Annotated in this window: 14 protein-coding genes; 3 read left to right on the top strand and 11 right to left on the bottom strand. The window is 75.7% G+C overall.

Features of this window, described 5'->3' with window-relative positions:
- Nucleotides 1-466 precede the first annotated feature (466 nt).
- From MF406_RS10455 to MF406_RS10475, 5 genes are all read right to left on the bottom strand, one after another.
- Entirely contained in the window at nt 467-679 is a 213-nt protein-coding gene (locus MF406_RS10455) for a hypothetical protein (protein ID WP_242892973.1), read from the bottom strand.
- Nucleotides 680-983: 304 nt separating this feature from the next.
- Entirely contained in the window at nt 984-1,961 is a 978-nt protein-coding gene (locus MF406_RS19105; protein ID WP_371744468.1) for an FKBP-type peptidyl-prolyl cis-trans isomerase, read from the bottom strand.
- A 280-nt stretch (nt 1,962-2,241) separates the two neighbouring features.
- Nucleotides 2,242-2,595, bottom strand: a complete 354-nt coding sequence (locus tag MF406_RS10465) for an iron-sulfur cluster assembly accessory protein (protein ID WP_242892976.1) — start codon at nt 2,593-2,595, stop codon at nt 2,242-2,244.
- 134 nt (nt 2,596-2,729) lie between these two features.
- On the bottom strand, nt 2,730-4,064 hold the full coding sequence (locus MF406_RS10470; protein WP_242892979.1) for a glycerate kinase: 1,335 nt from the start codon (nt 4,062-4,064) through the stop codon (nt 2,730-2,732).
- A 10-nt stretch (nt 4,065-4,074) separates the two neighbouring features.
- Entirely contained in the window at nt 4,075-5,433 is a 1,359-nt protein-coding gene (locus MF406_RS10475; RefSeq protein ID WP_242892981.1) for a dipeptidase, read from the bottom strand.
- 41 nt (nt 5,434-5,474) lie between these two features.
- Here MF406_RS10475 and MF406_RS10480 point away from each other — a divergent pair, with 41 nt between their 5' ends.
- A complete protein-coding gene (locus MF406_RS10480) occupies nt 5,475-6,059 on the top strand; it encodes a DUF3043 domain-containing protein (RefSeq protein ID WP_242892983.1) in 585 nt (194 codons plus the stop codon).
- Nucleotides 6,060-6,138: 79 nt separating this feature from the next.
- On the opposite strand, the gene MF406_RS10485 is transcribed toward MF406_RS10480, so the two are convergent.
- Genes MF406_RS10485 through MF406_RS10495 form a run of 3 tightly spaced genes read right to left on the bottom strand, consistent with a single transcriptional unit; the run spans nt 6,139 to nt 7,992 of the window.
- Nucleotides 6,139-7,158 carry a quinone-dependent dihydroorotate dehydrogenase gene (locus MF406_RS10485; protein ID WP_242892985.1) on the bottom strand — a complete coding sequence of 340 codons (1,020 nt, stop codon included), beginning with the start codon at nt 7,156-7,158 and terminating at the stop codon, nt 6,139-6,141.
- Between the two features lie 20 nt (nt 7,159-7,178).
- On the bottom strand, nt 7,179-7,637 hold the full coding sequence (locus tag MF406_RS10490) for a hypothetical protein (protein WP_242892987.1): 459 nt from the start codon (nt 7,635-7,637) through the stop codon (nt 7,179-7,181).
- Between the two features lies 1 nt (nt 7,638).
- Nucleotides 7,639-7,992 (bottom strand): hypothetical protein, encoded by a 354-nt coding sequence (locus MF406_RS10495; protein WP_242892988.1) that lies wholly within the window; start codon nt 7,990-7,992, stop codon nt 7,639-7,641.
- Nucleotides 7,993-8,031: 39 nt separating this feature from the next.
- Here MF406_RS10495 and MF406_RS10500 point away from each other — a divergent pair, with 39 nt between their 5' ends.
- Both MF406_RS10500 and MF406_RS10505 read left to right on the top strand, forming a co-directional pair.
- Complete coding sequence (locus MF406_RS10500) at nt 8,032-9,492, top strand: leucyl aminopeptidase (protein ID WP_371744469.1); 1,461 nt, start codon at nt 8,032-8,034, stop codon at nt 9,490-9,492.
- Between the two features lie 411 nt (nt 9,493-9,903).
- Complete coding sequence (locus MF406_RS10505) at nt 9,904-10,272, top strand: hypothetical protein (protein WP_242892993.1); 369 nt, start codon at nt 9,904-9,906, stop codon at nt 10,270-10,272.
- Between the two features lie 180 nt (nt 10,273-10,452).
- On the opposite strand, the gene MF406_RS10510 is transcribed toward MF406_RS10505, so the two are convergent.
- The 3 genes from MF406_RS10510 to MF406_RS10520 all read right to left on the bottom strand — a co-directional run bounded on the left by MF406_RS10510 (nt 10,453) and on the right by MF406_RS10520 (nt 13,188).
- Entirely contained in the window at nt 10,453-11,736 is a 1,284-nt protein-coding gene (locus tag MF406_RS10510) for a DUF1524 domain-containing protein (RefSeq protein WP_242892996.1), read from the bottom strand.
- Nucleotides 11,737-12,268: 532 nt separating this feature from the next.
- Entirely contained in the window at nt 12,269-12,826 is a 558-nt protein-coding gene (locus MF406_RS10515; protein WP_242892999.1) for an RES family NAD+ phosphorylase, read from the bottom strand.
- 14 nt (nt 12,827-12,840) lie between these two features.
- Complete coding sequence (locus MF406_RS10520; protein WP_242893002.1) at nt 12,841-13,188, bottom strand: antitoxin Xre/MbcA/ParS toxin-binding domain-containing protein; 348 nt, start codon at nt 13,186-13,188, stop codon at nt 12,841-12,843.
- Nucleotides 13,189-13,307 lie beyond the last annotated feature (119 nt).

Consider the following 13,307-nt stretch of genomic DNA (forward strand, 5'->3'; position numbering starts at 1 on the left):
CTCGTGACCTGCAGTCCCGTCGTCGGTGGTGCGGGTTGTCCGGTACGTCCGGGTTTCTCCGGCCGGCGAAAGCGGGGCGCGCACGTCGACCGCTGGGCGGGAGTCGATGGCGACCGTCCGGGCCGGGTCCGAGCGGGTGCCGGTGGGGGTCGTTGGCGGTCGCGACCGAGGCCCCCGGCCGGCCGCGGGCCTCGGTCGCGGCGGCGGGCATCGCGACGGCGACGGCGCGCTGACGGCTGGCGGGCCGACGGCGGGCCCACGACGCGGGCGCCTCCCCCGCCGTGCCGACTGCGGTCGCCCTAGCGCCGCACCACCCGCCCATGGCCGATGGGCAGGACGTTCGGGGCGTGGGTCAGGCCGCGTCAGCAGGCGCGGGTCAGGCGACCTCGCCGACCAGGTGGACGACGCCGGCGTGCTCGAGGAGAGCACCGGCAAGCAGCGCAACCGGGTCTGGCGCATCCCGGGACTAGGACGACGAACCTCGCGCGAGGTCAGCCCGGCGCGAGGCGTACAGATCGGCAAGGAAGGCTTCCCATTCCTGGTCCGACCCGAACACCTCCGGATGGGCCATGTCGTCCACCGACGTGACCGGCTCCACACCCTGCAGGCCCGCCAGCTCCTCGACCGAGACGTCGTCGGCAGGCCACGTCGGTGCCGCTTCGGCGTGATCAGACGTCATGGCCGCACCCCTTCCGCGCGACGCGATTCTTCCACGCTCTCTGCCCGGAGAGCCTCCGGAACGTCTGCACGTGGTGCACCGGTCCCGGGACGTCGGCGCCGAGGGCGGCCGGGGGCAGGTGAGCAGCGAGAAGCCCCGCTGGTCTGCGCCAACGGGGCTTCTCGGTTCTCGCCGGTCGGGCTGGCGGGATCTGAACCCACGAACGCTTGACCCCAGGCAGCAGCACCACGTACGCCGATGCAGGGCGATGTCCCAGCCGCGAGAACGGCGTGGAACGGCGGGCGTCAGGCGCGCCCTGGGGGCGTCAGGCGGCGTTGGGGGCGTGAGCACCCAGGACGTCGACGACGGCGGCCAGGCCGGGCGAGGCGGGAGCGTTCTCGCTGGCTTCCTGGGCGGGGAGCTGGAAGACGACGCGGGAGCCGACCGGGGTGCCGGCGAGCTGGTCGAAGACCGTCCCCTCCCCGATGCGCACGAACTGGGGGCCGGCCTCGTTCCACGTCGAGGACTGCTTGCTGTTGTCCCAGAGCGTCTCGGCGAACTGGACCGCGATGATGGTGCCGGCCTCGGCCGGGACGGGCTCGCCGCTCCCGGTCGCGACGACCGTCACGACGGGCTCCGCGGGCGCGGCGGCGCCCTCGGCCACGGTGATCGAGGTCTGCTCGCCGGGCCCGCCCTCGACGGTCACCGGCAGCTCGGGGGCCGGCTCGACAGGCGTGGCACCGGCGTCACCCGCGGCGTCCGCGGCGTAGGTGCCGAGGACGTCGACGACGAAGACCAGGGAGTCCCCGGCCTTGATGACGCCGCCCTCCGGGGGCTCGTCGCCGTAGCCGAGGTCGGCCGGGATGGCCAGCAGCACCCGGTCCCCGACGTGCGTGCCGGTCAGGCCCTCCTTCCAGCCCTTGACGACGCCGTTGAGGTTGAAGTTGGCCGGCGCGCCGCGCTCGAAGGAGCTGTCGAAGACCTCGCCGTCCCAGACCTGGCCCACATAGTTGGCCACCACCGTGTCGTCGGCGCCCACCTCGGCGCCGTCGCCGGCCTCCAGCACGTCCACCTGCAGGTCGGCGGGTGCGCCGGAACCCGGGAAGGTGATGGTGGGCGCCTCGCCGAAGGCGCCGTCGACCGTCGGCAGCTCGGTGCCCGCCGGGGTCGCCTCGGCGGTCGTGGTCTCCTCGGCGCTGGCACTCGCCTCGTCCCGCGGGGCGGGGTCACCGCCGCCGCAGCCGGCGAGGGTGAGGGCGGCGGCCGCGGCGAGGGCGGTCAGGACGGTCGGACGTCGGTGCACAGGTTCTCCAGGTCGGGCTGGCCGGTGGCCGCCGGACGGGTAGGGGGCGGGCCGGGCGGCCGATGGCCGGGCGCGGCCAGCGGGTGGCTGGGCGCGGTCAGCGGTGGCCGGCCGCGGCCAGCGGGTGGTTGCGGTCAGCGGTGGCCGGCCGCGGCCCGTGGTGGGCCGGCTGCGGCCGGTGCGTGGCCGGCCCAGGGCTGGGCGGAGTCCGGCCGGGCAGCACGACGGCGGCCCCGCGCTGGTGCTCCCGCGCGGGGCCGCCGCCGTCGGCCGGTGCCGGTCAGTGGAAGGAGTCGCCGCAGGCGCAGGAGCCGGTGGCCTGGGGGTTGTCGATGGTGAAGCCCTGCTTCTCGATGGTGTCGGCGAAGTCGATCGTCGCCCCGTCGAGGTAGGGGACACTCATCCGGTCAACGATGACCTCCACGCCACCGAAGTCGCGGACGGCGTCGCCGTCGAGGAAGCGCTCGTCGAAGTAGAGCTGGTAGATCAGGCCGGAGCAGCCGCCGGGCTGCACGGCCACCCGGAGCCGCAGGTCGTCGCGGCCTTCCTGCTCCAGCAGCATCCGGACCTTCTGCGCGGCGGCGTCGGTGAGCTCGACCGCGTGGGTGGCGAGCTGCTCGGTGGTCTGGGTCATGGGTTCACTCCGCATCGGTCGGTGGCACCGTCAGGGTCTCGAACCCCCGGGCCGGCGTCCTTGTTCCCTCAGCGTACGTCCTCCCCCTGGTCGGTGCACCGACCTGCGCCCGGCACGTCCCGCCGCCCGCGCGGTCAGGGCGACCAGGTCCGGGCCAGCCGCGCCGCCCGCGCGGTCAGCGCCGCCGGGCCGGGCGGGTCGGCCGGCGGGTCCTCCCGGCGGCGCTCGAGCACCTCGTAGGTCCCGGCCACGCCGATCTGGGAGACCTCCCGGCGGCTGGTGTGGACCTCCTCGGCGACGACGACGACGGGCAGCGCGTGCGGCAGCGCGGCGCGGGCCACGGTGGCGACCACCGACGCGGTCAGGCTGGGGGCGTCCAGGACCCGGGCACCGGTGAGCACCAGGTCCGCGGCCGCGACGGCGTGCCCGAGCCCGACCGCGTCGGCGACGACGTCCGCGCCGGGCAGGGCCCGGGCGCCGAGCAGCAGCAGCGCGAGGGCGGCGCCGCCGCCGGCGCCGGACCGGTCGGCCCGGGCCAGCCCGGCCGGGCGGGCGGTGGCGGCTGGCCCGGGATGGTGGTGGCCCGCGTGCGGAGACGCGCCGTCGTCTGGGACCACGCCGAGACGGCTGTCCCGACCGTCCCCGGCCGCCGCGGGACCGCCGCCCCGCTCGCCGGCGCCGGCGAGCAGCGGCAGGCCGCGCCGCGGCGCGGGCAGGGTCTCGGCCGCGCGCTGGAGCACGTCGGCGGCGTGGCCGAGCGCCCGCTCGAGGTCCTGGGCGGCGGCCGGGCCGACGTCGGGGTCCCCGCCGAGGATCGCGCCGGCGCCGTGCAGCCCGAGCAGCGGGGCGTCGTCGGCCACGGCCAGGACGACGTCGGCGCCGGCCAGCCGGTCCCGGGCGGCGCCGAGCGCCGCGGCGGCGGCGGGCGGGGTGAGCGCGCCGAGGGCCAGCCCGCCGGCGGTGAGCTCGGCGGCGAGGGACGGGGCCCGCCCGGCCGCGCCGCCGGCGAGCGCGGCGAGCAGCCCGGCGCCGGCGTCGTGCGTGGCCGCCCGCGGCCCGAGACCGACGACGACGCGGGCCGCCCCGGTGTCCACGGCCGCGGCGAGCAGGTGCCCGAGGCCGGCGCTGGTGCCGGTCCGGGCGGCGGCCCGGCGGTCGGCCGGCGGCAGCAGGTGCGGGCCCAGCGCCTGGTCGGCCTCGACGTAGACGGTGCCCCCGCCGGGCCCGGGCACGTGCAGGACGGCGGCCGGCACCGGCTCCCCGAGCGGGCCGGGGACGGTGGTGGGGATCAGCCCGCCGCCGCCGGCGGCGGCGACGACGTCGAGCAGCCCGGCGGAGCCGTCCGACAGCGGCAGGGTGGTGACCGCGTCCGGCGGCGCGGTCGCAGACCAGCCCCGGGCCAGGGCGACGGCGGCCGCGGTGGCGGTGAGGTTGCCGCCGAACCGGTCCGGGGCGAGGAGGACCCGCATCAGGCCCGGCTCAGACCTGGCCGGCGAGGCGGGCCAGCAGCAGCGCCTCGGCCAGCACCACCCGCTCGAGCTCGCCCAGGTGGACCGACTCGTCCTCGCTGTGCGCGCGCGAGTCCGGGTCCTCCACGCCGGTGACAAGGATCTTCGCGGCCGGGAAGACCTCCTGGAGCTCGGCGATGAACGGGATGGACCCGCCGACGCCGATGTCCACCGGGTCCCGGCCCCAGGCCTGGCGGAACGCCCACCGGGCGGCGGCCATCTCGGCGGTGTCCTCCTCGGCGGCGAAGGCCCGGCCCCGCTCCCCCGGGGTGACCGTGACCTGGGCGCCGAACGGGGCGTGGGCGCGCAGGTGCTCGTGCAGCGCCCGCTCGGCGTCGGCGGGGTCCTGGCCGGGCGGGACGCGCAGGGAGAGCTTGGCCCGGCACACCGGGGCGATGGTGTTGGAGGCGTGGGCGACAGTGGTGGCGTCCAGCCCGATGACGGACAGCGCGGGCCTGGTCCACAGCCGGGCGGCGAGGTCCCCGGTGCCGGCCAGGCGGTAGTCCGGCACGACGCCGGCGTCGGCGCGCAGGTCCGCCTCCGGGTAGTCCACCGCCGCGGTGCTCCGCCCGCCCAGGCCGGCGACGGCGACGTCCCCGGCGTCGTCGTGCAGCGTGGCCAGCAGGCGGGCCATCAGGGTGACGGCGTCCAGGATCGGGCCGCCGTACATGCCCGAGTGCACCGCGTGGTCCAGCACCCGGACCTCGACCGTGCAGTCCACCAGCCCGCGCAGGGAGGTGGTCAGGGCGGGCGTGCCGACCCGCCAGTTGTTGGAGTCGGCGACGACGATGACGTCGGCGGCGAGCCGGTCGCGGTGGGCGCGGAGGAAGTCGGTGAACGTCGGGGAGCCGATCTCCTCCTCGCCCTCGACGAAGACGGTGACGCCGACGCCGAGGTCCTCCCCGAGCACCCGCAGGGCGCCGACGTGCGCCATGATGCCGGCCTTGTCGTCCGCCGCGCCGCGCCCGTACAGCCGCTCCCCGCGCTGGACCGGCTCGAACGGCTCGGTGGTCCAGCCGGCGGCGTCCCCGGGGGGCTGGACGTCGTGGTGGGCGTAGAGCAGGACGGTGGGGGCGCCGTCGGGCCCGGGCCGGTGGGCGAGGACGGCGGGCCGGCCGTGCGCGCCGCCGGGGACGTCCAGGGTGAGCACGTCGGCGCTCGTCCCGGCCGCGCGCAGCAGCCGGGCGACGGCGTCCGCGGAGCGGTGCACGTGGCCCTGGTCGAAGGCCGGCGCGGACACGCTCGGGATGCGGACCAGGTCCATCAGGTCGATGCGCACCCGGGGGAAGGCCTCGTGGGTGCGCCGGGCGAGCTCCTCGGCGGTGGTCACGGCTCCGAGGTTATCCCGCACCGGTGAACTACCCTGCTGGGGTGATCGGTCGCCGCAGCTCCACCCCCGTCGAGCCCGAGCCGGAGCCCGTCGCCGCGGGCAAGGGCCGGCCCACGCCCAAGCGCAAGGAGGCCGAGGCCCGCAACCGGCGCCCGCTGGTGCCGAACGACCGCAAGGAGGCCCGCCGGATCGCCCGGGAGAAGCGCAACGAGGCCTATGCGCGGCAGCGGCAGGCGATGATCACCGGCGAGGAGCGCTACCTGCCGCCGCGGGACAAGGGGCCGGTGCGCCGGTACGTGCGCGACTGGGTCGACGCGCGGTGGTCGGTCGCCGAGTTCTTCCTGCCGCTGGCCCTGGTGATGATGGTCGCGATGCTCGGGCTGGGCGCGCTGCCGCGGCTGGCGCCGCTGGCCACGGTGCTGGTGCTGGTGGTCTACGCGGTCCTGCTGATCGCCATCGTCGACTCCCTGATCATGGTGTGGCGGCTCAAGCGGCGCCTGGCGGCGAAGTTCGGGGCGGACGCCCTGCCGCGCGGGACCGGCATCTACGCCTTCACGCGGTCCTTCTACTTCCGGCGGATGCGGCAGCCCAAGCCGCAGGTGGGCCGGGGCGAGTACCCCGCCTGACCCGGGGGCCGGCGAGCACCCGGTCTGATCCGGCGCTGGCGAGCCCCGGCCGGCGGCGGGCGGCGCGCCGTCGCCCGGTTCAGCGCCCGACCAGGGCCCGGTTCAGCCGGCCCGGCCAGGCCGGACCTTCGTACACGAACGCGGAGTAGGCCTGCAGCAGGTCCGCCCCGGCGGTCAGCATCGCCTCGGCGTCGGCGACCGTGGTGATGCCGCCGACCCCGACGACGAGCGGCCCCGGCCCCAGCCGGTCCCGCAGCCGGCGGACGACGGCGCGGGACCGCTCCCGCAGCGGCGCCCCGGACAGCCCGCCGGGCCCGAGGTCGTGCTCGAGGGTGGTGTTGGTGGCCACCACCCCGGCCAGGCCGAGCTCGCGGACCAGGTCCGCGACGGCGTCGACCTCCGCCCCGGGCAGGTCCGGGGCGATCTTGACCAGCAGCGGGACGGGCCGCGCGGCGGCGTCGTCCGCGGCCTCCGCCACCGCGGTGAGGATGGGCCGCAGCTGCTCCACCGCCTGCAGGTCCCGCAGGCCCGGGGTGTTGGGCGAGGAGACGTTGACGACGAGGTAGTCCACCCAGCGCGCCACCGCCCGGGCGGCGGCGGCGTAGTCCGCCACCGCGCCGGCCAGCGGGACGGCCCGGGACTTGCCGATGTTGGCGCCGACGACGACGGAGCGGCCGCGGCGGGTGCGGCGCAGCCGGCGGAGCTGCTCCCCGGCCGCGGCCGCGCCGCGGTTGTTGAAGCCCATCCGGTTGCGCAGCGCACCGAGGTCGACGTGCCGCCACAGGCGGGGCCGGTCGTTGCCCGGCTGGGGCCGGGCGGTGACGGTGCCGACCTCGACGAAGCCGAAGCCGAGCATGTCCATCCCGAGCACGGCGTCGGCGTCCTTGTCCATGCCCGCGGCCAGGCCGAGCACGCCGGGGACCGGCCGGGCGAGCGGGCCGACCGCCGCCGGTCGCGCGGGGCGGCGCCCCAGGGTGGCCCGGACCAGCCCGGCCAGGCCGGGCACCCGGGCGACGCCGCGGATCGCCGCCAGCGCGAGGTGGTGGGCCCGTTCGGGGTCGAGGCGCACCGCCAGGGTGCGGAAGAGCAGCCGGTACACGGGCCGAGGGTAGCGAGGCGTCAGCGGCGCTCGGCGCGGGCGGCCACCCGGGCGGGGCTGGAGTGCCACAGCCAGCCGAGCCCGAGGACCGGCAGCACGGCGGGGACGTAGCCGTATCCGCTGCCGAACCGGGACCAGACGGTGTCGTGCGGGAAGAGGTCCGGGCGGACCAGGCTGAGCGTGCCGACGGTGAGCACCCCGACCAGCTCGAAGCCGACGGCGGCCCAGCCCAGCCGGCGCATCCGGCGCCCGTTGTGGGCCAGGGCGACGGTGGCCAGCACGTAGACGACGCCGGCCGCCGCGGACAGGCCGTAGGCCAGCGGCGCCTCGGCCGCGGCGCGGACCAGCTGCACGGTGGCCCGGGCGGTCGCGGCGACGGCGAAGATGCCGTAGACCAGGATGAGCACCCGGCCCAGGCCGTAGGCGGGGCGGCGGTCGTCCACCGCCGAGGTGGTGCGCACCCCGCCGTCCTCGCTCACCTCAGGCCGTCCACAGCTGCCACACCCGCGCCTGCATGGCCAGCAGCGCCACGCACACCGCCACCAGCACCACCGAGCTCCACCGGGTGCGGTCGGCCATCGCCCAGACCGCGGCCACCGGGAGCAGGCAGACGGCGGTGACCAGGTACCCCCAGAAGGTCCACGGGTCGGCCACCGCCCGGCCGCGCAGCACCAGGACGAGCGCGACGACGCCCTGCGCCACCAGCGCCGCCTCCACCACCGCGGCGCCGATGAGCTGGACGAGGATCACCGCGCGGTCCCGGATGGTGAACCAGGTCGCCCACAGGCCCAGCACGCCGGTGAGGGCGGCGGCGAGGACGACGGCGAGGAGCACCCGGGGATGCTAACCCGGGGGCGGGCTAGCATCGGGGCCGTGACAGACGTGACCCTCACCGCCAAGGACCCCGCCAAGATCAGCGCCGACGCGCTGGTGCTCGCCGTCTCTCCCGGGCCCGACGGCCCCCGCCTGCTCGGGGACCGGCTGCCCGGGAAGGTGGCCCGGACCCTCGCCGCGGCGCTGCCCGCGCTCGGCGTGACCGGGAAGGCTGATGAGGTGGTCCGGGTCCCGGTCGACGGCGTCGCCGCCGGCGTCGTCGTGCTCACCGGCACCGGCCCGGCGGACCTGGGCACCGAGGGGCTGCGCCGCGCGGCCGGCGCCGCCGCCCGCGCGCTCGCCGGGGCGGGCAGCGCGGTGCTCGCCCTGCCCGCCGAGGACCCGGCCGCCGTCGGCGCGGTGGCCGAGGGCGCCCTGCTCGGGGCCTACGCCTTCCGGGACTACCGGCCCACCGAGAGGGCCCCGCTGGCCGAGGTGCAGGTGGCCACCGAGGTCGGCGCCCGGGCGGCGCGGGCGGCGCTGGACCGGGCCCGCGCGGTCGGCGCCGGGGTGCGCGCGGTCCGCGACCTCGTCAACGCCTCCCCCCGGCACCTGTACCCGGAGACGTTCGCCGACGCCGCCCGGGCCGCCGCCGCGGGCACCAAGGTCAGCGTGCGGGTGCTGGACGAGGAGGACCTGCGCGCCGGCGGCTACGGCGGGCTGGTCGCCGTCGGGCAGGGCTCGGCCCGCCCGCCGCGGCTGGTCCGGGTGGAGTGGGCCCCGGCCCGGGCCCGGGCGCACTACGCCCTGGTGGGCAAGGGCATCACCTTCGACTCCGGCGGGCTGTCCCTCAAGCCGCCGAAGAGCATGGAGACGATGAAGTCGGACATGGCCGGGGCGGCGACCGTGCTGCACACCGTCCTGGCGGCCGCCGCGCTCGCCCTGCCGGTGCGGGTCACCGGCTGGCTCGCGCTGGCCGAGAACATGCCCGGCGGCGGCGCGCAGCGGCCCTCCGACGTCATCACGATGCGCGGCGGGACCACCGTGGAGGTCCTCAACACCGACGCCGAGGGCCGCCTGGTGCTGGGCGACGCGCTGGTCGCCGCGTGCGAGGAGGGCCCGGACGCCGTCGTCGACATCGCCACGCTCACCGGCGCCCAGGTGGTGGCCTTGGGCAACCGGGTGGGCGCCGTCATGGGCACGGCCGGCCTGCGGGACCGGGTGGTGGCCGCCGCCGGCGCCGCCGGGGAGCAGATGTGGCCGATGCCGCTGCCGCCGGAGCTGCGCGAGTCGCTGAAGTCCCCGGTCGCGGACCTGGCCAACATCGGCGACCGGTTCGGCGGGATGCTCGTCGCCGGCCTGTTCCTGCGCGAGTTCGTCGGGGAGACCCCGTGGGCGCACCTGGACGTGGCCGGCCCCGCCTTCCTCGAGGGCGAGCCGTACGGGTACACCCACAAGGGCGGCACCGGCATGGGGCTGCGGACCCTGCTGACGCTGCTCGAGGAGGCGGCGGCCGGCTGACCCGGCCGCCGGGGTCCCGCTGCCCATGCCCGAGTCCGCCTGACCGCGCGGGCACGCTCTCCGCTCGGGCACGACCCAGGCATTGTTCGTGAGCTGCGGACAGTAGGCCGCGTCCGTGTGGTACTTGTGGCCCAGTCAATCGGGGTTGAAGCCGCCACAAGTACCACACGGACGAGCCTCGACTTGCTCGCTGCCCGGCTGCACCACACTCTCGAGGCCGGGATCGGCCATCTCGCCGGCACCGACGTCCTCATCATCGACGGCTTCGCCCGGTGCCCCTCGACGCGACCCTGACCGACGACTCCTACGAGCTCGCCGTCGAGCGCCCACCGGGAGGCGAGCACGCTCTCGGCACTCGCCGGATCGCTGTCCGGATCCGCGTCCTGACGAGCAGTGGGAGGATGCAGAGACATGGCGCGCATCGCAGTGGGAGTTTCCGCAGGGTTGGCGACGGTCATGGGCATCGTGGGTGCTGTCGTCCGCCACGGCCCCGGGGCGCTTGCAATCGGGATGGTCCTTGTCGTCGCCGCGCTGGGCGCGATCTTGCTCCACGCGGTCCTGAACCCGGAGAGTTACGGCGAGCCCCGGTTCAGCAGGCGGTTCTACCGGGTGTGGACTGCTGCGGTGCCTCTGCTGGCCGCTGCCGCACTCCTAACCAACGCAGCCTCCTCGGCCGCAGCAAGCGGGCTTGCCTACTGGTCGGGGTTCGCAGCCGTCGCGATGCTCGCCGGTGCAGTGGTGGGCCACCGCTCGACACGCGCCGCTGACTCAGCTCGCTGAGGCTCTCCAGCCCCCTGGGGCTGAGGCCGAGGGCCAGCCCCGGGAGCTGCTGGGGTTGATCCCACCGGAGGTTCTTGGCTCTTCGTGGTCCCACGATGGCAGTGGATGCCCCGCCCATCGCGAGCGGTTCGGGCTGCCGCCGGGACAGTGGCGCCGGGTGGGCGTACGCGGGCGGTCGGGCTACCTCTCGCAGACGATCCCGTCGCTGTCGGCGTCGCGGTACCAGTCGTACTCGGGGTCGGTGCCCGAGAGGTAAGGGCCGTAGCCGGCGGAAATGGCGTCCTTGCACGTGTCGAACCTCGGGTCGGTACCGGCAGCCGGAGCAGGGGCAGGAGCGGCGGGCGGCGGCTCCGGCGCAGGCGCAGGTGCGGGAGCCGGTGCAGGCGCGGGCGCAGGTTCGGGTGCAGGCGCGGGTGCAGGTGCAGGTTCGGGCACCGGTACCGGCACCGGCACAGGTGCCGGTGCCGGCACCGGTGCCGGCGCCGGGTCAGGTGCAGGTGCCGGCGCCGGGTCAGGTGCAGGTGCAGGTTCTGTCTCCGGGGCAGGTGGCGGCGCGGCCATGAGCTCGGCCGTCTCTCGCTCCGGCAGCGGCTCGTCCGGGCAGCGGGAGAGGACGCGGACCATCGCCTCCCGCTCGGCCTCGGTCACCCACAGGTCGTACTCGGCCTTCACGGCGACCTGCCGGGCGACGTAGGCGCAGCGGAATCCGCTGTTGGGCGGCAGCCAGGTCGCCGCATCGCCGTCGCCCTTCTTGCCGTTGAGAGAGCCGTCGACGGCGAGCAGGTTGAGCGGGTCGTTGCCGAACTCGCGCAAGCGGGCGTGGTCCCAGGACTGGGCGCCCTTCTGCCAGGCGTCGGACAGGGCGACGACGTGGTCGATCTGGACCTTGCCCGAGGTGTCCGAGCCGCGGACGAAGGCGATGGCCTCGCCGGTGTAGGGGTCCTGCAAGGTGCCGCGCTCGACGACACAGCCGTTGGTGCCCGGGGCGACGGTGACCTCGGTGACGTCTCGGCGGAGGATGTCGTTGCGCACGTCGCAGCCGTTGCGGTCCTGGTCGTACTCGCGGTAGGCGAACAGGTCGCGGTCGTAGCCGGTCTTCGGTGCGCGGCCCTTCACCTCGAGCTCGCCGACGGCGGCCAGCGCGGTACCCGCGGCCGCGTCCCGGATCGCCGCCTCCACCGCCGACGTCGGGCTTGGGGTCTGTCCTCTGACGGTGACCCGAGCCACCACCGGCTCCGCCGCACGAGGCTCACCGTCGTCCGTGGTCGGGGGAGCCGCCAGGCCGCCGGCGAAGGTTAGGGCCGCTCCGGCCGCCATGGCCACGGCCCCTCCCTTGCGCCCGCGAGCCCAGCGGGGCCACCGTCCGGTCACGACGGCGAGGAACCCGGCGACGAGCGCGCCGAGCCCGAGCATCAGCAGCAGGCCGGTCAACCCGTCGGCCACGACCCCGAGGAGGGCGAGCACCCCAAAGGTGACCGCCGCGGCGACCCAGGGTCGTCGCGGCCGCGGCGCCCCCTGCCCGCCCGGTGGCGGTACCTCGGGTCCGCCCGGTGGCCGCCCGCCCGGTGGCTGCCCTTCCAGCGTCCGTCGCTGGGCTTCTGGGCCGTCCAGCCGCACTCGGGGCGCTCGAGCGTCTGCGGTCGGCCGGTCCGGATGGTCCGGATGGTCGGGTTGGTCGGGCTGACTCACGATGATCATCCAAGGGAGAGGCGGCGTTGCCGGCGGATGAGCCGGTTGTCAACGTCCGATTCTGCTCCCGATTCTGGGCGGTGCGGGCCCGAATCGTCGCGAGGGCACCGGCCGATCTGGCCGCGACCCTGTGAGCCGGCGCCCTCGCGGCCCACCGGAACGAGCCGCCACCGCGCGGACGCGGCAGCAGCCGGTGCTGGTCTACATCGACCCCGTCCATCTTGACGCCGCAGTCCGTCGCCAGAGCGCCAGTAGTCAGGCTCATGGTTGGGCCCGTGGCGGCCGTCCGTCACAACGGACGGTCTCACTATCCACTGGCAGCGCCTCCGGCGATGCCGCGCAGCTGACGTGGATCCGCGGGTAGCCGCGCCCAGGTCTCGCGGCGGAGAACGACGGGAAGCTCGTTGGCTGGTAAGTGGTCCTCGAAGAGGGCGAGAGTCTCGCCCAGGCCGCCGGCGGACGGCGCGATGATGCCGTGCAGTTGCATCCGGTAGGCCGCCTGCGCGACACGCTGGCACTTCTCGTACTCGTCGACCGCGCTGGAGAGATGGTCCAACGTCAGCGAGACGGCGTCCCGGCTGCTGGCTTGACGCAGGTCAAGCACGTTAGTTACGGCAACCTGGCAGGTCCAGAGAGTGCGCGGGCCGACCTCGTCTCCGGTCATGCCCTCGACGTCGTCAACGAGGTGGCGGTACGCCTCGATCGTGACACTGGCGGTCGGTCGCCCGAGGTAGAGCACCGGGAAGGCACCGGCTGGTCCCCACCGTCCTCCAGCCGGACTGCCGGACAGCGTGGTGACGCGTGGGCTGCAGTGCCGCTGGAACACACCGTCGATGGCGCTGGTCTTTGCGCGGGAGACTGCCACCGCCAGGCTAACCACTACATGGCACCCGTGTGCAGGCGTTCAATGGCCTCGAGGACGACGTCGAACTGCCCGGCCTCGAGCAGATCGATCGGACGTTGACCGCCTAGGCCGCGGTTACGACCGTGCAGCCAAATCTCGACCCCGTCCTCGGTGTAGACGTCACGCAAGTGGTCCACAACGTACTTCAGTTCGAGCAACCGTGCACGACTGTCCCCTTCTGGGCGGCTGGAGCCGGAGGCCCACCGCTGCACCTGGCGCTCACTCACCCCTGTAAGCGTCCCAATCTCCGCGTTGGTCAACGCGCTACCCCGTAGCTCGCTGACCACCCGCGGATACATCACGTCTGCCGCTGGCTGGCTCACGCGTCACGTCCTTCCTGCCTCGGTCGTCGGAGCCCATCCATGCCCATCCTGGTGTCGGCTCACATGTCCGCGCACGTGTCGGGGCTCGTGTCGCCCCTGGTGTCGGATCGTATGCCGTG

Source organism: Georgenia sp. TF02-10 (assembly GCF_022759505.1).
Classification (GTDB): Bacteria; Actinomycetota; Actinomycetes; order Actinomycetales; family Actinomycetaceae; genus TF02-10.

Coding starts and splice junctions, on each gene's coding strand:
- MF406_RS10505 (WP_242892993.1), top strand. CDS start 9,904: ATGGCGCGCATCGCAGTGGGAGTTTCCGCAGGGTTGGCGACGGTCATG.
- MF406_RS10465 (WP_242892976.1), bottom strand. CDS start 2,595: ATGACCCAGACCACCGAGCAGCTCGCCACCCACGCGGTCGAGCTCACC.
- MF406_RS10470 (WP_242892979.1), bottom strand. CDS start 4,064: ATGCGGGTCCTCCTCGCCCCGGACCGGTTCGGCGGCAACCTCACCGCC.
- MF406_RS10455 (WP_242892973.1), bottom strand. CDS start 679: ATGACGTCTGATCACGCCGAAGCGGCACCGACGTGGCCTGCCGACGAC.